The sequence below is a fragment of the Streptomyces sp. NPDC088794 genome, from assembly GCF_044750545.1.
In the GTDB taxonomy this organism is placed as follows: Bacteria; Actinomycetota; Actinomycetes; order Streptomycetales; family Streptomycetaceae; genus Streptomyces.
Genome location: NZ_JBIVKB010000009.1, coordinates 343196 through 365014 on the forward strand (window position 1 = coordinate 343196; position 21819 = coordinate 365014).

General features: G+C 71.6%; 20 protein-coding genes. 15 read left to right on the forward strand and 5 right to left on the reverse strand.

What is annotated here, in order from left to right:
* Positions 1-273 precede the first annotated feature (273 nt).
* From ACIP6U_RS25975 to ACIP6U_RS26000, 6 genes are all read left to right on the forward strand, one after another.
* Positions 274-807, forward strand: a complete 534-nt coding sequence (locus ACIP6U_RS25975; protein WP_401722228.1) for a hypothetical protein — start codon at positions 274-276, stop codon at positions 805-807.
* A gap of 40 nt (positions 808-847) precedes the next feature.
* Entirely contained in the window at positions 848-1810 is a 963-nt protein-coding gene (locus ACIP6U_RS25980) for a hypothetical protein (protein ID WP_401722231.1), read from the forward strand.
* 147 nt (positions 1811-1957) lie between these two features.
* On the forward strand, positions 1958-3271 hold the full coding sequence (locus tag ACIP6U_RS25985; RefSeq protein ID WP_401722234.1) for a peptidoglycan-binding protein: 1314 nt from the start codon (positions 1958-1960) through the stop codon (positions 3269-3271).
* Positions 3268-4008: an ABC transporter ATP-binding protein gene (locus tag ACIP6U_RS25990; protein WP_401722237.1), complete on the forward strand. Its 741-nt coding sequence runs from the start codon at positions 3268-3270 to the stop codon at positions 4006-4008. The genes ACIP6U_RS25985 and ACIP6U_RS25990 overlap by 4 nt, the downstream gene beginning before the upstream one ends.
* Positions 4005-5261 carry an ABC transporter permease gene (locus ACIP6U_RS25995; RefSeq protein ID WP_401722238.1) on the forward strand — a complete coding sequence of 419 codons (1257 nt, stop codon included), beginning with the start codon at positions 4005-4007 and terminating at the stop codon, positions 5259-5261. Before ACIP6U_RS25990 ends, ACIP6U_RS25995 begins: the two co-directional genes overlap by 4 nt.
* A gap of 115 nt (positions 5262-5376) precedes the next feature.
* Positions 5377-7320, forward strand: a complete 1944-nt coding sequence (locus ACIP6U_RS26000) for a protein kinase (RefSeq protein ID WP_401722241.1) — start codon at positions 5377-5379, stop codon at positions 7318-7320.
* A gap of 12 nt (positions 7321-7332) precedes the next feature.
* Here the strand turns inward: ACIP6U_RS26000 and ACIP6U_RS26005 are convergent, their stop codons facing one another.
* Positions 7333-7986: a response regulator gene (locus ACIP6U_RS26005; protein ID WP_401722243.1), complete on the reverse strand. Its 654-nt coding sequence runs from the start codon at positions 7984-7986 to the stop codon at positions 7333-7335.
* Positions 7986-8939, reverse strand: coding sequence for a sensor histidine kinase (locus ACIP6U_RS26010; protein WP_401722246.1), 954 nt, complete (start codon positions 8937-8939; stop codon positions 7986-7988). Before ACIP6U_RS26010 ends, ACIP6U_RS26005 begins: the two co-directional genes overlap by 1 nt.
* A 227-nt stretch (positions 8940-9166) precedes the next feature.
* Here ACIP6U_RS26010 and ACIP6U_RS26015 point away from each other — a divergent pair, with 227 nt between their 5' ends.
* From ACIP6U_RS26015 to ACIP6U_RS26025, 3 genes are all read left to right on the forward strand, one after another.
* Positions 9167-9652 (forward strand): cation:proton antiporter regulatory subunit, encoded by a 486-nt coding sequence (locus ACIP6U_RS26015; RefSeq protein WP_401722248.1) that lies wholly within the window; start codon positions 9167-9169, stop codon positions 9650-9652.
* Between the two features lie 4 nt (positions 9653-9656).
* Complete coding sequence (locus ACIP6U_RS26020) at positions 9657-10868, forward strand: cation:proton antiporter (protein ID WP_401722250.1); 1212 nt, start codon at positions 9657-9659, stop codon at positions 10866-10868.
* A 160-nt stretch (positions 10869-11028) separates the two neighbouring features.
* The gene (locus tag ACIP6U_RS26025) at positions 11029-12411 is read left to right on the forward strand and encodes a hypothetical protein (protein WP_401722253.1); all 1383 of its coding nucleotides are present in this window, start codon (positions 11029-11031) and stop codon (positions 12409-12411) included.
* Positions 12412-12426: 15 nt separating this feature from the next.
* Here the strand turns inward: ACIP6U_RS26025 and ACIP6U_RS26030 are convergent, their stop codons facing one another.
* Entirely contained in the window at positions 12427-12831 is a 405-nt protein-coding gene (locus tag ACIP6U_RS26030) for a MazG nucleotide pyrophosphohydrolase domain-containing protein (RefSeq protein ID WP_401722256.1), read from the reverse strand.
* A gap of 290 nt (positions 12832-13121) precedes the next feature.
* Here ACIP6U_RS26030 and ACIP6U_RS26035 point away from each other — a divergent pair, with 290 nt between their 5' ends.
* Entirely contained in the window at positions 13122-14120 is a 999-nt protein-coding gene (locus ACIP6U_RS26035) for a TAXI family TRAP transporter solute-binding subunit (RefSeq protein WP_401722259.1), read from the forward strand.
* On the opposite strand, the gene ACIP6U_RS26040 is transcribed toward ACIP6U_RS26035, so the two are convergent.
* Together ACIP6U_RS26040 and ACIP6U_RS26045 are read right to left on the reverse strand one after the other, a co-directional pair.
* Entirely contained in the window at positions 14110-15513 is a 1404-nt protein-coding gene (locus ACIP6U_RS26040) for a sensor histidine kinase (RefSeq protein WP_401722261.1), read from the reverse strand. The genes ACIP6U_RS26035 and ACIP6U_RS26040 overlap by 11 nt on opposite strands.
* Before the next feature lie 9 nt (positions 15514-15522).
* The gene (locus ACIP6U_RS26045) at positions 15523-16209 is read right to left on the reverse strand and encodes a response regulator transcription factor (protein ID WP_123997308.1); all 687 of its coding nucleotides are present in this window, start codon (positions 16207-16209) and stop codon (positions 15523-15525) included.
* Positions 16210-16508: 299 nt separating this feature from the next.
* Here ACIP6U_RS26045 and ACIP6U_RS26050 point away from each other — a divergent pair, with 299 nt between their 5' ends.
* From ACIP6U_RS26050 to ACIP6U_RS26070, 5 genes are all read left to right on the forward strand, one after another.
* Complete coding sequence (locus ACIP6U_RS26050) at positions 16509-17285, forward strand: amino acid ABC transporter ATP-binding protein (RefSeq protein ID WP_401722263.1); 777 nt, start codon at positions 16509-16511, stop codon at positions 17283-17285.
* A gap of 94 nt (positions 17286-17379) precedes the next feature.
* The gene (locus ACIP6U_RS26055; protein ID WP_401722266.1) at positions 17380-18237 is read left to right on the forward strand and encodes a glutamate ABC transporter substrate-binding protein; all 858 of its coding nucleotides are present in this window, start codon (positions 17380-17382) and stop codon (positions 18235-18237) included.
* A gap of 119 nt (positions 18238-18356) precedes the next feature.
* On the forward strand, positions 18357-19025 hold the full coding sequence (locus ACIP6U_RS26060; RefSeq protein ID WP_123997311.1) for an amino acid ABC transporter permease: 669 nt from the start codon (positions 18357-18359) through the stop codon (positions 19023-19025).
* The gene (locus tag ACIP6U_RS26065) at positions 19022-19933 is read left to right on the forward strand and encodes an amino acid ABC transporter permease (protein ID WP_401722269.1); all 912 of its coding nucleotides are present in this window, start codon (positions 19022-19024) and stop codon (positions 19931-19933) included. Before ACIP6U_RS26060 ends, ACIP6U_RS26065 begins: the two co-directional genes overlap by 4 nt.
* A 175-nt stretch (positions 19934-20108) precedes the next feature.
* Positions 20109-21728: an FAD-dependent monooxygenase gene (locus tag ACIP6U_RS26070; RefSeq protein ID WP_401722271.1), complete on the forward strand. Its 1620-nt coding sequence runs from the start codon at positions 20109-20111 to the stop codon at positions 21726-21728.
* Positions 21729-21819: the final 91 nt, after the last annotated feature.

Below are 21819 nucleotides of genomic sequence, written 5' to 3' on the forward strand. Positions count from 1 at the left end.
CCCCTGAGCGCGCCCCATCCCCCACGGCGCTCGGAATGCACGGTAAGCGCTGACTGGTTCAGGGGTTCTCAACCCGACGTAAAGTTCCCGCAAATCACTTACGGGGCGCGCCCGTGATGAAAGGGCCGCCATCAGAGAGCCACAGAACGGTCGGTCGAAATCTGTTGACTCTTGAGGCGCGGCCGTGAAACTCTCTGGCGGCGCGAAACCGATGCACGATCCACCTTTCCACCCTGCCTTCGGGCAACGGATGAAATGGAAGAAGTGCCCCTCATGGTCAGTGCTCTTTCCGCGGTCCGCCGCGTCAACAGACAGGCGGTCGCGACGGCCCTCGCCGTCGTCTCCTGCACGGGCGTCACCACATTCACGGCGGCCGGCGACGCCCACGCGGTCACCGCCAAGTACACGTCCTCGCCGTGCACCTCCCGCGACTCCCGGGGCTACGACGACGACTGCGAAGCGGACCTCTTCATCAACTACAACTCGTCACCCGACAGCGGCAACAAGCCGGCCCCCGGGGCCATCGCCGACATGTACGGCGACATCTACGACTTCTCCGGCGGCCTGGACGGCAACGGCATCTACGTCTTCGTCTTCAGCACGCTGGGCAACCGCCCCGGCGCGGCCCAGGCGATCAAGAACAACGCGGCCTCGGCGGACCCCTGCGGTCCGGACAGCTACCGGATCTACTACAGCTCCGGCTACACCGGCCACTCCCAGTACTTCGGCAACGACGTGTACTGCGACGGGGACTTCAACTTCGACTCCACGCTGAAGAACGAGGACGCCTCGGAGCACTGGTCCTGACGGCGGACGCGACCGGACGAATCGGCGTGACGGGGGAGAGATGACACGCACTTGGTGGGCCGCACGGCCCGGGACGGCCCTGGTGGCCGTCGTGACGGGCGGGACGCTCGCCCTGGTCGGCTGTTCCCCGCACGGCGGGTCCGGCGCGTCGGCGGCGGGGGGTGCCGCCCCCTCGGGGACCGGCGCTCCCGCCTGGCCCGCGGCGGTACCCGCGTCGGGTCTCGCCAAAGGCCTGGCGCTACCGATGGAGAGCTACATGGAGCCGTACGCGGACACGGTGGTCGTCCAGCAGGCCGTCGACCGGTTGGCCGCACAGTGCATGAAGCGGTACGGCTACGACTACACCGCGCCGGTCCGGGGCCTGACCCCGCCGCCGAGCAGCGACGACTCCAACATGACGCGGCGCTACGGCATCACGGACCAGGACCTGGCCGCCCGGTTCGGCTACTTCCTCGGCGACTCGGAGCAGACGCCGCCGCCCGCGCAAAGGCTCACCTCGGCGGAGACGGCCGTGCTCACCGGCCGGCTGGCCATCGCCCGGGGAGCGGCGAAGGCTCCGACCAAGGCGGGCGGGAAGACGATCCCCGAGGACGGGTGCGTCGGGGAGGCGACCCGCAGGATCGGGCCGCGGATCGACGCGAGCCTGGCGAGCAGGCTGGACTACGAGAGCCTGCGCCGATCGCAGAGCGACCCTCGGGTGCTGGCCGCGGTCGACGCCTGGTCGCGGTGCATGAAGGCGAAGGGCTACACCGTGGACAGCCCGCTGAACGCCGCGAAGCTCACGCCGGACACCGACCACGGCCAGGCCACCCGGGCCGACATCACCACGGCGCTCGCCGACATCGCCTGCAAGCGCAGCACCGGCCTGGTCAAGACCTGGTTCACCGTGGAGTCCGCACTCCAGCGCCGGCAGATCGAACAGAACCAGCTGCCGCTCACCCAGCTCAAACAACAGATCGCAAGCGAGGTAAAGGCGGCCACGACGGTGCTCGGACGTAAATAAACCGACCTTGCAATCACTTTGTGCACTGTTTACGAGCGGAATGGTTCGCTGCTCGGTGACGCATTTGCATGCAATTCATCACTTGAGCGCCGGAGTCCACAAAACAGCAGTAAGCGCTATCACCAAACGAAAGGTAATTCACCCTCCATGGGATCGCCCATATCCCGAAGGCGCCGGGCCATCGTGGGTGTCGCGGCCACGGCCGGGCTGTTGTCGGTCGGCGGCCTCGCGGGATCCGGGCTGGTGCGGTCGCCCTCCCAGGCGGCGGCCGACACCCGCCCGCCGCCGCCGAGCGTGATCACCGCGCCGGTGGTGCGCCAGGTCCTGCGCTCGACCGTGGTGCTGCGCGGCACCTTCGCCAACGGGCGGACGGTCTCCGCCCAGCCGACGTCGGTGGCCGAGACCGAAGCCCCCTCCAGACCCGCGCAGTTGGTCGTGACGGGCGTGTTCACCCGGGTCGGCGACCAGGTGCGCGCCGCCACCGCGCTCGCCGCGTACTCCGGCCGCCCGGTGTTCGCCCTGCCCGGCGCCGTGCCCGCCTACCGCGATCTGGTCTACGGCGAACAGGGCGGGGACGTAAGGCAGTTGCAGCACGCGCTCGCCTCGCTCGGCTACGGCGCCGGCGCCGACACCGAGGGCGTCTTCGGCACCGGCACCGAACAGGCGGTGCGCGCCCTCTACCGGCACCTCGGCTACCCGGTCCCCGTAACCCACGACGCGGAGACGACCGGCACGGCGGCCACGACCGGCACCGGCACTGGCACTGGCACGGACGCATCCCCCTCCCCCGCCGATACCCATACCGATACTGGCACCGGAGCCACCACCGTCGACGGGGGCACCTCGTCCGTCGCGCATGCCATGGTGCCCGCCTCGGAGGTGGTGTTCGTGCCCTCGTTGCCCGCCCGCGTGGTGTCCGTGCCGGTGCACGTCGGCGATCCGGTCAAGGGCCCGCTGCTCACGCTCGCCCGCGGCGGCCTGACGCTCACCGGGCAGCTGGACCCGGCGCAGGCGGGCCTCGTCACCCCCGGGATGAAGGTGTCCGTGCTGTCCGAGGCCACCGGCACCCGGGCGCGGGGCACGGTCGAGTCGGTCGGCGTCCTCGTCACCCCGGGCGACGGCAAGGACGGCACCGAGGCGGCGGACAGCGCCGGCACAGCCGGGGGCGGGGCCTACCGGCCGCTGACGGTGAAGCCCGACAAGACCTGGAGCACGGCCCTCGGCGGTCAGGACGTACGGATCACGGTGACCGCCGCGGCGACCGCGAAGGCGGTGCTCGCGGTGCCGGAGGCCGCGGTCACGGCCGGGGCCGACACGCACACGTCGATCACGGTCGTCGGCGCGGCCGGCACCCGGCACACCGTGCGGGTGACGGCCGGAGTGTCCGCGGACGGCATGGTGCAGGTCACGCCGGTCGGCGCGCGCCTGGCGGCGGGCGAGCGGGTCGTGGTCGGAAAATGACCGCACCCGTCGTCACCGGGGAGCCGCCCGTGGTGCTGCGGCTGACGGACTGCGCGAAGACGTACCCGGGCTCCCCTCCTGTCGAGGCGCTGCACCCGGCCGACCTGACCGTGCGGGCCGGGGACTATCTGACCGTGGTCGGACCGTCGGGCTCGGGGAAGTCCACCCTCCTGAACCTGCTCGGCCTCCTGGACCGGCCCACCTCGGGCAGCTTCACCCTCGCCGGTGTGGACGTGGCACGACTGTCCGAGGGAGAGCGCACGGCACTGCGCGGCCGCCGTATCGGCTTCGTGTTCCAGGAGTTCCACCTCCTGCCCTACCGCACGGCCCTGGAGAACGTCGCACTCGCCCAGCTCTACGTCACCCGGCGCGCCGCCGACCGCACCCGCGCCGCCGCCGACGCCCTGGAGCGGGTGGGTCTGGGGCACCGGCTGCATGCCCTGCCGACCACGCTGTCCGGCGGTGAGCGGCAGCGGGTGGCCATCGCCCGGGCGCTGGTCAACGAGCCGGAGCTGCTGCTGTGCGACGAGCCGACCGGCAACCTCGACTCGGCCACGGCCGCCACCGTGATGGACCTGCTCGGGCGGCTCAACACGGCGGGCGTCACCGTCGTCGTCATCACCCACGACCCCACGGTGGCCGCCCGCGCCCACCGCCGGGTCACCATCCTCGACGGCCGCCTCCTGACCTCCGACCAGGACGACACCGTCACCCGCGAAGGGCCCGGTGCCGAGTGAGCGTCCTTCTGCCGGGCCGCGCCCGCACCCCGGCACCGGCCGCCCCGACCCGGCTGCACGTGCGTGATCTGCTGGCCGAGGCGTTGACCGGGCTGGTCCAGCGTCCGGGCCGGTCGACCCTGACCATGCTGGGCACGGTCCTCGGGGTGTGGGCCTTCGTGGCGGTACTGGGGCTGACGTCCACCGCGACCGGGCAGATCGGCAAGTCCTTCAGCCTGCTGGCGGAGACCACCGTGACGGTGGACGACGCCGCCCCCGGCAGCGGCCCGGCCACCAGCTTCCCGGCCGACGCGGACGCCCGCCTGCGACGGCTCAACGGCGTGGTGGCGGGCGGGGTCTGGTGGGCGGTCCCGGTCCGCTCCCCGGTCGTCTCGGCACGACCGGACGTCACGAGCGCGGGCGCCGGAACCGACGGCGACGGCATCGGGGTGTACGCCGCGTCGCCCGGCGCCCTCGACGCGATGCGGCCCGCCCTGGCCACCGGCACGCTCTACGACGCCTTCCACCAGTCCCGCGGCGAGCGGGTGTGCCTGCTCGGCGTCTCGGCCGCCCGACTGCTGGGCATCAGCCGGCTGGACGGCGCCCCCGCCGTCTTCGTCGACGGCCTCTCCTACACGGTCGTGGGCATCGTCTCGGACACCGAGCGGCTGCCGCAGACCCTGCTGGGCGTGGTCATCCCCTCCACCACGGCGCTGCGGGAGTACGGACCGCCCGTCGACACGGCGGCCCAGGCGCTGATCAGGACCCGCCCCGGCGCCGCCCGACTGGTCGCCCGCCAGGCACCGCTCGCGTTGCGCCCGGACCGCCCCGAGCTGCTCAAGGCCACCCCGCCGCCGGACCCGCACAGCCTGCGGGACCAGGTCGGCACGGACCTGTCCGGACTGTTCCTCGGACTCGCGGTCATCTGCCTGGTCGTCGGCGCGTTCGGTATCGCCAACACCACCTTGGTCGCGGTGCTGGAGCGCACCGCCGAGATCGGACTGCGCCGGGCGCTGGGCGCACGCCCCCGGCACATCACCGCGCAGTTCCTCTCCGAGTCGACGGTCCTGGGCACCCTCGGCGGACTGGTCGGCACCTGTCTGGGGGTCGCCACGGTGCTGGGCACGGCGGTGCTCCGCGACTGGACGGCCGTACTGCAACCCGCCGCGGTGCTCCCGGCCCCGCTCGTCGGCACGGTCACCGGCCTGCTCGCGGGGCTGTACCCGGCGCTGCGGGCCGCCCGCATCGAGCCGCTGGCGGCGCTGCGCCGGTGAACGGGCCCTTGCGGGACCGGTGTTGGGTGCGCCGAGCCGGAAGTGACCCACGGTCCCACAGGGGCCCGTGATGCAATGGGCCACCACAGAGTGGTCTCGGGGTGGAGTGAGTGTGTTGGGCAACGGTGGGGGCGGTCCGCGGCCGCTGGAGGACGGCGATCCGCAGGTCGTGGGCGGCTATCGGCTGACGGCACGGCTCGGTTCCGGCGGCATGGGGCGGGTCTACCTGTCGCACACGCCGGGCGGGCGCGCCGTCGCGGTCAAGGTGATCCGGCCGGAGCTGGCCGAGAACCCCGAGTTCCGCAGGCGGTTCCGCGCCGAGGTGGCGGCGGCCGGCCGCGTGCACGGCCTCTACACGGCCCCGGTCGTGGACAGCGACACCGAGGGATCCGTGCCGTGGTGCGCGACCGCGTACGTACCGGGCCCGTCCCTCGAGGACGCGGTGCGCGAGCACGGCCCGCTGCCCGTCGACACCGTGCTGCGGCTGATCGCCGGCGTCGCGGAGGCCTTGCAGGCCGTGCACCGCGAGGGCATCGTGCACCGCGACCTCAAGCCGTCGAACGTCCTGCTCGCCGCCGACGGCCCCCGTGTCATCGACTTCGGCATCGCACGCGCCGCGGACGCCACCTCGGTCACCCAGAGCGGCACGGCCCTCGGCACCGTCGCCTACATGGCCCCGGAGCAGGTGCTCGGCGCGGAGGCCACCGCCTCGGCCGACGTGTTCGCACTGGGCCAGACCGCGGTCTTCGCGTCGACGGGCGGCGCGGCCTTCGGCACCGGAGACCCGCACGCGGTGCTGTACCGGGTGGTGCACGAGGAGCCCGACCTCAGCCAAGTACCGGACGAGATACGGGACTTGGTGGCCGCCTGCCTGCGCAAGCCCGCCGCTGAACGCCCCTCCGTCGAGGAGGTCATCCGCACCGTCCAGACCCTCCAGACCCACCGCGGCGACGAGGCCCACCACGCGTCCGGCGCCTGGCTGCCCGGCGAACTGGCCGCGGGCATAGCGGCCCGGACCGAGGACGCGGCCAGCGTGCCCGGCACGCCCCCTGCCACGGACCCGACACCGCAGGCGTACGGCCCCGCCACACCCACACCCACACCGGCCGGCTACGGCCCGCCACCCCCTCCCGGCACCTTCGGCCCCCCGATCCCCACGCCGTACGGCCCCGCCACCCCGGCCGCGGCCACCCCGTCACCCGCCTACTCCTCAGCCCCCGTCCCCGCCTCCCTCCCGGACCCCGTCCTCCTGGGCCAAGCCCCACCCGCCTGGCAGCAACCCCAGGTCCAGAACCCGTCCACCGCACACACCTCCTCGGTCGGTACGAACGCCACCGACGCCACGGACGGCAGGAAGCGCGGCAAGCGAACCTGGATCCTGGCCGCAGCCGCCGTGGCCCTCGTCGCCTCCGGAGCCGGCGCGGCCCTCCTGCTCGCCCCCGGCGACAAGGCCGAGGGCCGCACCCAGGACGTGGCCGCGTCCCAGTCCGCCGCACCCACCGCCGACTCGTCCCCGAACTCCCCCTCCCCGTCGCCCTCCGCCTCCGCGTCGAAGAAGCCGAAGGCCGCCAAGTCGGCTCTGCCGCCCAGCCCTTCGGGCCCCCCGACGCCCACGCGGAGCGCGCTCGCGGCCACCCCGACCGCCGCGTCCAGCAAGCCCGCCGCGCCGACGGCACCCCTCCCGGTGACGTACACCGGAATCCAGATGACCAAGAGCCACGACATCTACCTGGCCGACACCCCGGTACGGTCCAAGGCGGACACCGGGACCTCCGACGAGGACCTGACCTACGCGGTCTACTCCTCCGGCGCGGTCCTGGCCCCCGGCACCGACTCGGGCAGCTCCCTGGCGCTGCTGCCGGCGGGCCGATCGGGCGGCCTGGACGCCTGCAAGGCGGCGACGGGCTACAAGAGTTACGTCTGGGTGAAGGATCTGACGGTCGGTCAGCAGATGTGCGTGATCAGCGGCACGGGACACGTGGGCCTGGTGACGTACCGCTCCTCCTCCGGGACGACGTACGCCGTCCTGGACGTGAAGGTCTGGCGCAACGCGGCCTAGAACCCCGCGACTTCAGGGATCGATCAGCCCGACTCGGATCGCGTAACGCGTGAGTTCCAGCCGGTCCCGCAGCCCCAACTTCTGCAGCAGATTGGCGCGATGGCGTTCGACGGTCTTCGTGCTGATGAAGAGGAGTTCGCCGATCTCCTTGGAGGTGTGGCCCTCGGCGACGAGCTTGAGGATCTCCTCCTCGCGCTCGGTGACGGCCCGCGTGGGCAGGTCGTCACCGCGGTGGAGGCGGTCGACGTAGGAGCGGACGAGGGCCCGTTCGGCGCCCGGATAGACGAAGGGTTCGTCGCGTACGGCCGCCCGGCAGGCCGCGACGAGGTCGCGGTCGGCGACGGACTTGAGGACGTAACCGCTGGCCCCGGCCTTGAGGGCCTCGAAGAAGTACTGCTCGTTGTCGTACATGGTGAGGATCAGGATCCGCAGGTCGGGCAGCCGGCGGGACAGCTCGCGGGCCGCCTGGAGCCCCGTCATGCGGGGCATGGCGATGTCGAGGACCGCGAGGTCGATGTCACCGGCCCGGGCCCGCTCGACCGCCTCGGCACCGTCGCCGGCCTCGGCGACCACCGTCAGATCCGGCTCGCCGTCGAGGATGAGCCGCACCCCCTGCCGTACGAGCGCGTGGTCGTCGGCGAGCAGCACGCGCGCGGGGAGTGCCATCAGCGGCCTCCCTCGGCGACGGCGACCGGAATGAGCAGACGCACGTCCGTGCCCTTGCCGGGAGCGGGCGCGAGCGAGAACCGGGCGCCGATCAGCAGCGCCCGCTCCCGCATCCCGCTGATGCCGGCCCCGTCCACCGCCGTACCGATGCCTTTTCCGTTGTCCCGTACGAGGAGTTCGAGGCCGTCGGCGACGGCGCGGAGGCGGACCTCGGCGCGGTCTGCGGACGCGTGCCGTGCGGTGTTGGTGAGCCCTTCCTGGGCCACGCGGTAGACCACGAGCTCCGACTCCTCGGTCAGCGGCGGCAGTTCGCCGGATACGTCATGGCGCACGGTGAGTCCGTGGGTGGTGAACTCGGCGGCGAGCGACCGCAGCGCGCTGGACAGCCCGAGCTCCTCCAGCACGCCGGGCCGCAGCCGCCGGGCGATACGGCGGATCTCGTCGAGTCCCGCGCGCGTGGCCTCCTGAGCCTGCTCCACGTCCTGCCTCAGTCCCTCCGGAGCGCGGTCGGCGACCCGCTTCAGTTGCAGCAGCACGGCGGTCAGCGTCTGCCCGACCTCGTCGTGCAGTTCGCGGGCGATCCGGTGCCGCTCCCGCTCCTGAGCGGACAGCGCCCGCCCCGCCCCCGCGGCGCGCTCGCCCTCCAGCCGGTCGAGCATCGTGTTGTACGTCCGGATCAGCTCGGCCGCCTCCGCGGGACCGGCGACGACCGCGCGGGCACCGGGCCGCAGCAGATCGGCGGTGGCCATGGCGCTCCCCAGCCGGCGCAGCGGGGCGAGCCCGAGGCGCAGCACGATCGCGTTGCCGACCAGCAGCAGGGCGAGGCCCACGACGACGACCAGTGCCTCGGCGGGCGCGACCGGGGTCGACACGGTGACGGGTCCCAGCAGCAGGGCGGCGGCCAGCACCAGCCCGGCCGCGTTGAACGAGAAGATCCGCCAGAACAAGGACACGGTGCTCCCTCTCCCTGCCCTTCTCCTGGCGTCGGACCCCGAAGCGACCAGCCTCTCCCGAGCCGCCGGCCCGCGTATATCCGTGACGTCACCCATGTCGCCACGGTACGGCGGAGTGACAGCATGCGAGGGGGCCCGCATGATCACCGCCGATCAAGCCGCTGCCCGCTCACCACCCGCCAACCACCCGGTTGCCGATCCAAAGCTGCCGATTCAAGGGGAGAAACGTGTCTGCGCCACGCCTGAGGGCGACGCCTCTGCCGGGCATCGGAGTCCAGTACGACCTGGTCACGCGCGACCAGCGCCACCTGTCCGTGGTCGCCCACCGCGACGGCGCCCGCACGGTGAACGTCTATCGGGCCGACGACCCCGACTCCTGCGCCCACTCGCTGCGCCTGACCGGCTCCGAGGCGGGCGCGCTGATCGACGCGCTGAAGCCGTCCCACCACAGCGCGAGCCTGCTCTACACCTCCGACCTGGGCCTGGTCGCCGAACGGATCGAGATCCGGGCGACCTCGCACTGGAACGGACGGGTGCTGGGCGAGACCAAGATGCGTACCGCCACGGGCGCCTCGATCGTGGCGGCGCTGCGCCGGGCGGAGGCCATCCCCTCCCCGACGCCGGACTTCCGGCTGGCGGGCGGTGACATCCTGATCGTCGTCGGCACCCGCGAAGGCGTCGACGCCGCCGCGGCGATACTCGGGCGGGAGTGAACCGGTGCACTCCGCGGTCCTGCTGATCGAGTTCGGTTCCATCCTCCTGGCCCTGGGCCTGCTGGGCCGGTTCGCCGGCCGGTTCCGGCTCTCCCCCATCCCCCTCTACCTCCTGGCCGGCCTGGCGTTCGGCGAGGGCGGTCTGCTCCCGCTCGGGGCGAGCGAGGAGTTCGTGGCCACGGGCGCCGAGATCGGCGTCATCCTCCTGCTGCTGATGCTCGGCCTGGAGTACTCGGCCGGCGACCTGGTCACCAACCTCAAGTCGCACTACCCCGCGGGCCTGGTCGACGGCGCGCTCAACGCCCTCCCGGGCGCCGCCGCGGCCCTCCTCCTCGGCTGGGGCCCGGTGGCGGCGGTCGTCCTGGCGGGCGTCACCTGGATCTCCTCGTCCGGTGTCATCGCCAAGGTCCTCGGCGACCTGGGCCGCGTCGGCAACCGCGAGACGCCGGTCATCCTCAGCGTCCTGGTCCTGGAGGACCTGGCGATGGCGGTGTACCTGCCGATAGTGACCGCCCTGGTGGCCGGCGCCGGCCTGATGGCGGGCAGTCTCACCCTCGCGATCGCCCTGGGCGCGGCGGGCCTGGTCCTGTTCGTCGCGGTCCGCTACGGCCGGCTGATCTCCCGCTTCGTCTCCAGCGACGACCCGGAGAAACTGCTCCTGGTGGTCCTCGGTCTGACGATCCTCGTGGCGGGCGTGGCCCAGCAACTCCAGGTCTCGGCGGCGGTCGGCGCGTTCCTGGTCGGCATAGCCCTGTCCGGCGAGGTGGCGGAAGGGGCCCACACCCTCCTCAGCCCGCTGCGCGACCTCTTCGCGGCCGTCTTCTTCGTCTTCTTCGGCCTGCACACGGACCCGGCGAGCATCCCCCCGGTCCTGCTCCCCGCCCTGGCCCTGGCCCTGGTCACCGCGGCGACGAAGATCGCCACCGGCTACTGGGCGGCCCGCCGGGCGGGCATCTCGGTCAAGGGCCGCTGGCGCGCGGGCGGTGCGCTGGTGGCACGCGGCGAGTTCTCCATCGTCATCGCGGGCCTGGCGGTCACCGCCGGCATCGAACCGTCCCTGGGCCCGCTGGCCACGGCGTACGTCCTGATCCTGGTCGTCATCGGCCCCCTCACCGCGCGCTACACGGAACCTCTGGCCCGCTCCTTCACGGACCGCGCGGCCGCCCGCAGGCGTACGGCGGAACCGGTGGAGGCGGAGGTGTCGGTGGGCGACTGACGCGGGCACCCAGGGGAGAGGTGGCTCACGTCACATCACGAGGTGGCCGGAGTGCGGAATTCCGGTGCGATGGCACTGGCATGCTCATGCACTACTACTCACCAGTAGTACCCGTGAGTAAGTAACCTCTGGCCACCCCCCACCCTCCCCAGGACTGACCTTGCAGAGACGCAAGCGGCACACGCGTGCCGTGCTGCCCGCCCTCGCCACCGCCACGCTGCTCCTGGCGGTCGGCTGTTCCTCGGCACCGGCGACCGACCACGCCGACGCGAAGCCCAGCCGCTCGACCGACACCACCGGGCCGACAACGGCCGCGGACCGTCCGCTCGCGGTGGCGGCGGCCCCGGCCGACACCGCGACCGCGGCGGCACACCCGGGTTCGGCCTCGGGCAGGAAGGCACACCGAACGACACTCGCGGTGCACGCGTACGACGCGAAGACCCGACGAGCCGTCATCTCCACGAAGCCGAAGGCGAGTTCACCGCCGGAGACAACGACATCCCCGAGCGCGCCGCCCGAACCCACCGCCGTCGGTGACGTCATAGCCAGCGCCCCGGCGCCCGGCGCCCCGAACGGGCTGCTGGCCAAGGTCACCAAGGTACTCGGCGAGACCGACGAGGGCACCGAGGTGCAGACCGAGCCGGCCGCCCTGGACTCCGTACTGGGCGACGAGACGGCGAAGGGCAGCGTGCCGGTGGCCCCGGCCGCCTTCGACGTCGACAAGCTCCTGCCCGACGTGGACGTGTCCTGGTCCAGGACCGCCGACGTCCACGTGGGCCCGGAGGGCGCGACCGTCCCCCTCGGCAGCCTGCGCCTCGACGTACGCGCAGACATCCCCTCCCCCGCGGACGCCCCCGTGTCGGCCAAGGCCTCGGTCTCCGGCTACGCGCAGATCGCCCCGCAGGTCGACTTCACGTACGGCGGCGAGGGCACCGGCACCGCGCCCGCCTCGGCGTACCTGGGCGTCTCCGGCGACTGGACCTCGGGCTGGGCCTTGAAGGGCCGGGCCGCAGCCACGACAGGCACGCCACTCCGCATCCCGTTCGCGAAGCTGCACGCCGACCCGGTGCTCCAGGTCGGCCCGGTCCCGGTCGTCGTCAACCTCGACCTGACCTGCTACCTCCAGATCAGCGGCGACGGCAGCGTCACCGTGGACGTCCAGCAGGACATCAAGGGCGACTTCAAGGCGGGCGGCACCTTCGGGATCGCGCAGGGCTGGACGCCGGTCAACTCCTCCGACATGACGAGCACCCCGGTACGGACATCCCTCTCCACCGCCGGCAACGTCAAGGCGGCACTAGGCGCGGAGGCCTCCGTGGGCCTCTACGGCGCCGTAGGCGTAGTCGCGGACCTGGCCCCGTACGTACGCGGCGAAGCCTCAGCCACTTTCCCCGCCCCCACGGCCACCTGGGCGGTCTACGGCGGCGTGGACCTCACCGGCACCCTCCGCCTCCAGCTCTCGATCTTCGGCACCCCCGTGTTCCGACAGGACATCCCCCTGGGCGCCCTGCACCGCGAATGGAAACTGGCCGGCACTCCCTGACAACGACCGCCCCCGTCACGCGCCGCCGGGCACCCACCCCTGGCGGCGCAGCACGGCCGACACATCGGGAGCCTCGTAGTGCTCCCCCTTCAGCACCTTCCCGTCGGCCCGCCGCACCACACTCCCGTCGGGCCCCACCTTCGTCATGTTGGACCGATGGATCTCGGCGATCACCGCATCGAGATCAATGCCGTGCACAAGGGCGGTCCCATAAGCCACATAAACAACATCAGCCAACTCATGCGCAAGCCGGTCAAGCGGCCCTTCAACAGAAACCTCCGCCACTTCCGCAGCCTCTTCAACGAGCAACTCCCGCCGATGAGAAGCCAGTTGAGCGGACACCTCAGTAGGCGTACTACGGGCCTCCAGCCCCACAGCAGCATGAAACACACGAACAAACTCAGCGGGCGAAGAACTCATCCCCCGACCGTACCGATGACCACTGACACCCAGCGGACGACCCCACCCCGCACGCGCCCGCGGCCGCCGACGCACCGGGAGCGGGTCGTGGCGGTGCGGCGCAACCCGCCGCTTACGCTTCCGGCACACGTTCAACTCAACAAACAGGCAGACGCCCCGTCGGCGGCGGGTTCGCCGCACCGCCACGACCCCGACCGCCCACGCACGCCACGCGCCCCGCACAGCACAGCACAGCGCACCGCAGCGCCCGGCCCTGGTCAGCACCCCGCCCGCCTGGCAGGATCGCGCGCATGCCACCCACGCGACCGAGGATCAGCAGCCGCCGCGCCCTGCAAGCCGCAGCCGCCGGTGCCGTAGCCCTCGGCCTGCTCCTGTGGTGGCTGCTCCCCCTGGGCGAGGCCCCACCGAGCGGAACGATCACGTTCAGCACGGGCACGAAGGCCGGCGTGTACCAGCAGTACGGCAAACTCCTGCGCAACGAGTTCGACAAGGACATGCCGGACCTGCGCGTCACGCTCAAGACCAGCGACGGCTCCCAGGACAACGTCCGACGCCTGGCGACCGGCGGGGCCGACTTCACCATCGCCGCGGCGGACGCCGTCGACACGTACGAACTCGCCGACCAGCCCGGCGCCGACCAACTGCGCGGAGTGGCCCGCCTGTACGACGACTACGTACAGCTGATCGTCCCGCGGGACTCGGACATCCGCTCCGTCGCGGACCTGCGGGGCAAGCGCGTGGCCATCGGCCGCTCCCGCTCGGGCGTCCGCCTGATCGCCAACCGGGTGCTCAAGGCCGCGGGCCTCGACGCCAAGCACGACATCACACCGTTCGACGACGGCATCGACACCGGCCCCGAACAGCTGAGGAAGGGCGACATCGACGCGTTCTTCTGGTCGGGCGGCCTGCCGACCCAGGGCGTGGCGAGCCTCGCCGACCGGTTCATCTTCCGCTTCGTGCCGATCCCGGCCACCCTCGTGGCCAAGCTGCACGAGCAGGGCGGCGCCACCCGCTACTACCGCGCCACCAACATGCCGGAGTCGGCCTACCCCAGCATCCAGAACGGCGTCGCCGTACCGACGATCGCGGTGTCCAACCTGCTGATGACCCGCTCGGACGTCGACGCACGGCTCACCGAATGGGTGACCCGCGCCGTGCTCAAGAGCCGGGACGAGATCGGCGAGAAAGTCCACTCCGCGCAGCTGGTGGACCTGCGCACGGCGATCTACACGGACCCCTTGGTCCTGCACACGGGCGCCCGGCGCTACTACGAGTCGGTCAAACCGTAGGCCCGCTCCTCGGCACCGACACCGTCACCGTCAACCCGTGCGGCTCATGCGGACCGTACGAGATGTCGCCCCCGCCCGCCGCGAGCAGCGCGCGCGAGATGGACAGCCCGAGCCCCGACCCCTTCACGTTCTGATGCCGCCCACTGCGCCAGAAACGGTCTCCGACCCGCGCGAGTTCCTCCTCCGTCAGACCGGGCCCGTCGTCGGTCACCACGACCTTCGAGACGGCCCCGTCGACCGCGACCACGACCTCCACGGTCTCGTCCTCCGGCGTGAACTTGATCGCGTTGTCGATCACCGCGTCCAGCGCGCTGGAGAGGGTGATCGGATCGGCCCACGCGGTGGTGGCCGGACAGTCCGCGACCAGCCGTACCCCCTTCGCATCGGCGGTCGGCGTCCAGGCGGCGACCCGCTCCGCGGTCAACGCACCGATGTCCGTGATCCTCAGATCCGCCTCGGTGTGCTCGGCGAGCGCGAGGTCGAGCAGGTCGTCGAGGACCTCGGCGAGCCGCTTGCCCTCGGTGCGGACCGAGGCGATCTCCTCGTTGCCCTCGGGCAGTTCGAGGGCGAGCAGCTCGATGCGCAGCAGCAGCGCCGCGAGCGGGTTGCGCAACTGGTGAGAGGCGTCGGCGACGAACGCCCGCTGCTGCTCCAGCACCTCCTCCACGTTGTCCGCCATCTCGTTGAACGCCCCGGCCAGGCGCCGGAGTTCCGGCGGCCCGCCGGCCGCCGCGACCCTGGACTTCAGTCGTCCGCTCGCGATCGCGTGCGTGGTGGCGTCGAGCACCCGCACCGGCCGCAGCACCCACCCCGTCAGCCGAAGCGCGGCACCGACGGCCAGCAGCATCGCCGCGATCTCGCCCGCCCCGATGATCAGCCACCCGTGCAGGATCCGTGAACGCATGTGCCCCGTGGGCGAGTCGGTGACGACGACCGCGACGACGTCACCGTCCCGGATCACCGGTGAGGCCACGACGAGACGGTTCCGCTGCCAGGGCCACACCTGCTCGGGGTCGTGGCTGCGGCGGCTGAGCTTCGCCTCCTCGAACGCGTCGCGGATCACGCCCGCTTCGGGCAGGTAGAACGTCGGCGGCGCCTTCGCCATGGGAATGTCGGTACGGCAGAAGACCGCGGCGCGGATGCCGTAGACGCCGTAGTAGCTGGCGAGTTCGCTGCTGAGCGTGTCGAGGCGCTCGTCCGAGGACGTGGCCGTGGAGCTGCACGCGTCGGTGACGAACTGGGCGAGCGAGGCGAAGCGCGCGGTGTCGTCGATCCGGTCGACGACCACGTCCTGCTGCTCGCCCGCGGCCACGCTCACGGCGAGCGGGACACCGAGCGCGAGCAGCATCGCCGCCATCAGGACGATGAGCAGCGGGAGGAGACGTGTACGCACCCGTGCCCGCTACGCGCCGGGCGCGACGAGCCGGTAGCCGACCCCGCGCACGGTCTCGATCAGCGCGGGCATGCGCAACTTGGCGCGCAGGGACGCCACATGCACCTCCAGGGTGCGCCCGGTCCCTTCCCAGCTGGTGCGCCACACCTCGCTGATGATCTGCTCCCGGCGGAAGACGACTCCGGGGCGCTGCGCCAGCAGGGCGAGCAGATCGAACTCCTTGCGGGTCAGCTGGACGACCGAACCGTCCACGCTGACCTGGCGGGTGGGCAGTTCGATGAGGACCGGGCCCAGGCGCAGCGAGGTGTCGGCGCCCCCGGCGGCGTCCTCGTGGACGGTGCGCCGGCTGACGGCGTGGATCCGGGCGAGCAGTTCCCCGGTGTCGTAGGGCTTCACCACGTAGTCGTCGGCGCCGAGGTTGAGGCCGTGGATGCGGGAGCGGACGTCCGCGCGCGCGGTGACCATGATCACCGGGGTGCTGGTGCGTTTCCGGATCTTGCCGCAGACCTCGTAGCCGTCCTGGTCGGGCAGGCCGAGGTCGAGCAGGACGACGCCGAAGCCGTCCACCTCGGGGACGAGTGCCTGAAGGGCCTCCTCGCCGCTGCGCGCGTGCGTGACGTCGAAGCCGTGCCGCGCGAGGACCGCGGACAGAGCGGCAGCGACATGGTTGTCGTCCTCGACGAGGAGCAGTCTCATCCGGGCCCCCTTCGGTTCACCAGCCGTACGAACAGGATGGGTACAAAACGCGTGCGTACGCGCGCGTGCACCAACGCAGTCACGCTGATGGACGAGGACGCCGTCAAGCCGGTTCCGGTTGCGGGGCCCTTCCGTTACCCGGCCGATACGAGCCACCGCGGCAAGTAGACGGCAAGTGCTACGACACGTGTCCGATTGCTATCGGATCGTGATGCTCAGATTCCGCTCAGATCTACTGACGCTGGCATTACCTCCTCATTACTGTCCTCCGCAACCGAGGAGGACGGAGCCCGATAGCGATGACCGAAGTATCGGTGGCCAAGGAAGACCTGGCCCCAACCGGCGAACTGGTCGTCCTGAAGAGCGTCAACAAGCACTTCGGCGCGTTGCACGTACTCCAGGACATCGACCTGACGATCGCCCGCGGCGAGGTCGTCGTCGTGATCGGGCCCTCCGGGTCCGGTAAGTCCACCCTGTGCCGCACCATCAACCGTCTGGAGACCGTCGACTCCGGCGCGATCGCGATCGACGGCAAGCCGCTGCCCCAGGAGGGCAAGGAGCTGGCCCGACTGCGGGCCGACGTCGGGATGGTCTTCCAGTCCTTCAACCTCTTCGCGCACAAGACCGTGCTCGAGAACGTGGTGCTGGGCCAGGTCAAGGTCCGCAAGGCGGACCGCAAGCAGGCCGAGGAGAAGGCCCGCGCGCTGCTCGACCGGGTCGGCGTGAGCACCCAGGCCGACAAGTACCCGGCGCAGCTCTCCGGCGGCCAGCAGCAGCGCGTCGCCATCGCGCGCGCCCTGGCCATGGACCCGAAGGTGATGCTCTTCGACGAGCCGACCTCCGCGCTCGACCCGGAGATGATCAACGAGGTCCTGGAGGTCATGCAGCAGCTCGCCCGCGACGGCATGACCATGATCGTCGTCACCCACGAGATGGGGTTCGCCCGATCGGCGGCGAACCGCGTGGTCTTCATGGCCGACGGCCGGATCGTCGAGGAGGCTGCGCCCGACCAGTTCTTCAGCAACCCGCGCAGCGACCGCGCCAAGGACTTCCTGTCGAAGATCCTGCACCACTGACGCACCCCCACCTGACGCACCGTCACCCGACGTACCGCCATACCGTCCCGGACGGCCCTCAGCCCTTCTCCTCACCAGCCAAAGGATGTTCTCCATGAAGCTCCGCAAGATCACCGCCGCCACGGCCGCCGTGCTCGCCCTGGGCCTCGCCGCCACCGCGTGCGGCTCCAGCGACGACGGCGACGACAGCGGCTCCTCCGCCAGCAGCGGCAGCGGGGGCGGCGGCAAGATCAAGGTCGGCATCAAGTTCGACCAGCCCGGCATCGGCCTCAAGGAGCCGGACGGCTCCTTCTCCGGCTTCGACGTGGACGTGGCGACGTACGTGGCCAAGCAGCTCGGTTACGAGCCGAACCAGATCGAGTGGACCGAGACCAAGAGCGCCGACCGGGAGAACGCGATCTCCCGCGGCGACGTCAAGTTCATCGCGGCCAGCTACTCGATCAACGACGAGCGCAAGCAGAAGGTCGACTTCGCCGGCCCCTACCTGCTGGCCCACCAGGACCTGCTGGTCAAGAGCGACTCGGACATCGCCAAGGGCACGGACCTCAACGGCAAGAAGCTGTGTTCCGTGACCGGCTCGACCTCGGCGCAGAACGTCCAGGAGTCGATCGCCCCGAAGGCCCAGCTGAAGGAGCTCGCCGGCTACTCCGAGTGCATCGCCGCCCTGCAGAACGGCGCCGTCGACGCGGTGACCACCGACGACTCGATCCTCGCGGGCTTCGCCGCGCAGGACAAGTACAAGGGCCAGTTCAAGCTCGCCGGCCTCAAGCTCAGCAACGAGAACTACGGCATCGGCCTGAAGAAGGGCGACTCCGCGACCCTCGGCAAGATCAACGACGCCCTGACGAAGATGGTCAGCGACGGCTCCTGGCAGAAGGCGGTCGACGCCAACTTCGGCCCGGCCGGCTACAAGAACGACCCCGCCCCGAAGATCGGCGACATCGTCAAGTAGTCCCGGACAGGCCATAGGTCCGGGCACCGCAGGGTTCCCGGGGCGCGCCGTCGCCGTGCTCGCGGCGGCGGCGCGCCCCGCCCTCTTCGTACGCCACACACCCGGAAGCGCGGGAGATCGTGTTCGACTTTCTTGAAGGTTACGACGTCCTCGGGGCGTTCTGGATGACGGTGAAACTCACCGCTCTGTCCGCCCTCGGCTCCCTGGTCTGGGGCACCCTGCTGGCCGCGATGCGGGTCAGCCCGGTCCCGCTGATGCGCGGGTTCGGCACCGCCTACGTCAACATCGTCCGCAACATCCCCCTGACGGTCCTCATCGTCTTCTCCTCGCTCGGTCTCGCCGACGTCTTCGGCATGACGCTGGGCGCGTCCGACGACTTCGCCGCGCAGGGCTTCCGCCTCGCGGTCCTCAGCCTCGTCGCCTACCACGCGGCCTTCGTCTGCGAGGCGATCCGCTCCGGCATCAACACCGTGCCCATGGGCCAGGCCGAGGCGGCCCGCGCCATCGGGCTGAGCTTCAGTCAGACACTGCGGCTCGTCGTCCTGCCGCAGGCGTTCCGTTCGGTCATCGGCCCGCTGGCCAACGTACTGATCGCACTCACCAAGAACACCACCGTGGCGGCCGCGATCGGCGTGGCCGAGGCGGCCTACCTGATGAAGAAGATGATCGAGAACGAGGCACAGACGCTGCTCATCGGTGCGGTGTTCGCCTTCGGGTTCGTGGTCCTGACCCTGCCCACCGGCCTCATCCTGGGCTGGCTGGGCAAGCGACTGGCGGTGAAGCGATGAGTTCCGTCCTCTACGACTCCCCCGGCCCCCGCGCCAGACGGCGCAACGTCGTCCTCTCGGTGGTCTTCCTCGTCCTGCTCGCCCTGGCCCTGTGGTGGGTCTGGCAGAAGATGGACGACAAGAAGCAGCTGGACTGGGACCTGTGGGAGCCCTTCACCACCTCGGAAGCCTGGAGCACGTATCTGCTGCCGGGCCTCGGCAACACCATGAAGGCCGCCGCGCTCTCCATGGTCATCGCGCTGCCCCTGGGTGCATTCTTCGGCATCTCGCGCCTGTCCGAGCACCGGTGGGTGCGGGTGCCGGCCGGCGTGATCGTCGAGTTCTTCCGCTCGATCCCGGTCCTGCTGCTGATGCTGTTCGCCAACGAGGTCTACGCCCGCTCCTCCGGCGTGAGCAGCGAGGACCGGCCGCTGTACGCGGTCGTGACGGGCCTGGTGCTGTACAACGCCTCGGTCCTCGCCGAGATCGTCCGGGCCGGCATCCTCGCGCTGCCCAAGGGGCAGACGGAGGCGGCCTACGCGATCGGCCTGCGCAAGGGCCAGACGATGACCAGCATCCTGCTGCCGCAGTCCGTCACGGCGATGCTGCCGGCCATCGTCAGCCAGCTCGTGGTCATCGTGAAGGACACCGCGCTCGGCGGCGTGATGATCGGCTACTCCGAACTGCTCACCGCGCGCAGCACGCTGGCGGCCAACTACGCCAACGTCATCCAGAGCTTCATCGTGGTCGCGATCGTCTTCATCGTCGTCAACTTCATCCTCACCAGCTTCGCGAGCTGGCTGGAGGGCAGGCTGCGCCGCAGCAAGCGCAGCACGGGCGCGGTCCTGGGCGCCGAGCAGATCGAGGACCTCAACCCGGCGGGGGTGTCCGGCTCCTACGGGACCGGCGCCGGCGGCGGCGGAATCTGATGATCGGTCAACTCCCTTGACCCACACGGAGGCAGTGGCATGATCGCCACTGCCTCCGTCACTTGACGCAAGCACCGGCAATGGGTTGCATACGTTCTGTGATCGTGCACCCTGCTCAACCTTCCTGTTCACATGCGTCCCTCGGGACACCGTCGCGGGCAGGGGGCGCCGCGCCGTGGACCCGGTGATCATCGTCGGGGCGGGGCCCGTCGGGCTCACCCTCGCCCTTGCCCTGGCGCGTCAGGAAGTCCCCTCGGTCGTGCTCGACGAGGGCCCCGGCAAGGACGAACCCCGCCCCGCGCGCACCGTCGTCCTGCGGGAGGACACCACCGCCCTCGTCGAGCGGCTCACCGGCACCCGCCTCGCCGACCTGGGCGTCCACTGGGCCGGATGGCGGTCGCTGCGGCGCAAGCAGGTGATGCGCGAGGTCACGTTCGGCACCCCTGACGAGCCGGCCCCCCTACACATCGCCCAGCACGTGCTGACCGGCGCCCTGCGCCAGGCGCTGGCCGGTGAACGGCTCGTCAAGATCGCCGTGGACAGCCGGCTCGACGGCATCGAACAGGAGCCCTCGGGCGTCACCGCCCACACCCGCGGCCCGAAGGGCACCTGGTGGCGCGGCAGTTACCTGGTCGGCTGCGACGGCCCCCGCTCCACGGTCCGCAAACTCCAGGACATCCGCTTCCCGGGCCGCACCGCCGTGGAGCGACACGCCGTGGCCGCGCTGCGCACGGAACTTCCGTGGGGCGGTGAGGCGTTGCTCCATCGGATGCCGCCGTGGCGGACGTCGGGCCCCTCGGGCGGGGAGGTGACCGGACGCCCGCTCCCGGACGGGGCGTGGCGCCTGGACTGGCTGCTGCCGCCGGGCAAGGACCTGGTCACACCCGAGTTGCTGCTGGCCCGCGTCCGCGAGACCCTGTCCGGCTGGACGGGCGGCGGCACCCCGTCGTACGAACTCCTCGACACCGGCGTCCACACGGTCCACCACCGGCTGGCCCGGCGCTGGCGCAAGGGCCGGATCCTCCTCGCCGGGGACGCCGCGCACCTGCTCGGCGCGCTCGGCACGCAGGGGCTCGACGAGGGGCTCAGGGACGCCGACAACCTCGCCTGGAAGCTGGCGCTGACCTGGCACCACGGGCCGCACGAGGCGCTCCTCGACAGTTATCAGGCGGAGCGGCGCGGAGCGGTCGCCACCCGCCTGCGCGCCGCCGACCAGGTGCTGCCGCTGCTGCGCGGGGGCGGCGGACTGCGCGCGTACGTCCCCGGCGCGGCCCGCGGGAACGACGCGCTGCTCACCGACGGTCACCTGGGGCACGGGGTACTCGGCGCGCCGGGGGCGTACGCCGCCTCGCCGCTCGCGCCCCGGCACCTCGAAGGCGAGGTGCCGGTGGACACACCCTTCGGGGCGCCGGTCGACGATGTGCGGGTGACCGCGGAGGACGGCACGTTCGTGGGGCTGCGGGAGCGGCTCGGGCGCGGCGCGCTGCTGGTCGTCCTGGTCGCGCCGGGTACCGGCGTGTGGGACCGCAAGCACTGGGTGACCGCCGGGATCATGCCCCGCCTCGCGGCCGCGGTGGCCGCGCTGCCGCACCCCGCCGAGCTGCTGGTCGCCGAGAGCTACCCGGGCGCCGCCGCGCACACCGTGCTCCTCGTCCGGCCCGACGGCCACCTGGTGACCTCGCTGAACGGTGTCCGCCCGGCCGACCTGTACGCGGCCGCGGAGGCGGCCCTGGGCGGACCGGCCAAGGCGCAGACCTCGACGACGGAGGCGGGCGCGGCGGCCGGATCCCGCTGAGGAGTCTCGCGAGGAGTCCTGCCGGAGTCCCGCTGAGGTGTCCGCGTCCCGCTGGGATAGTCGTACTCACTGTCACTGTGCGGTCCACATA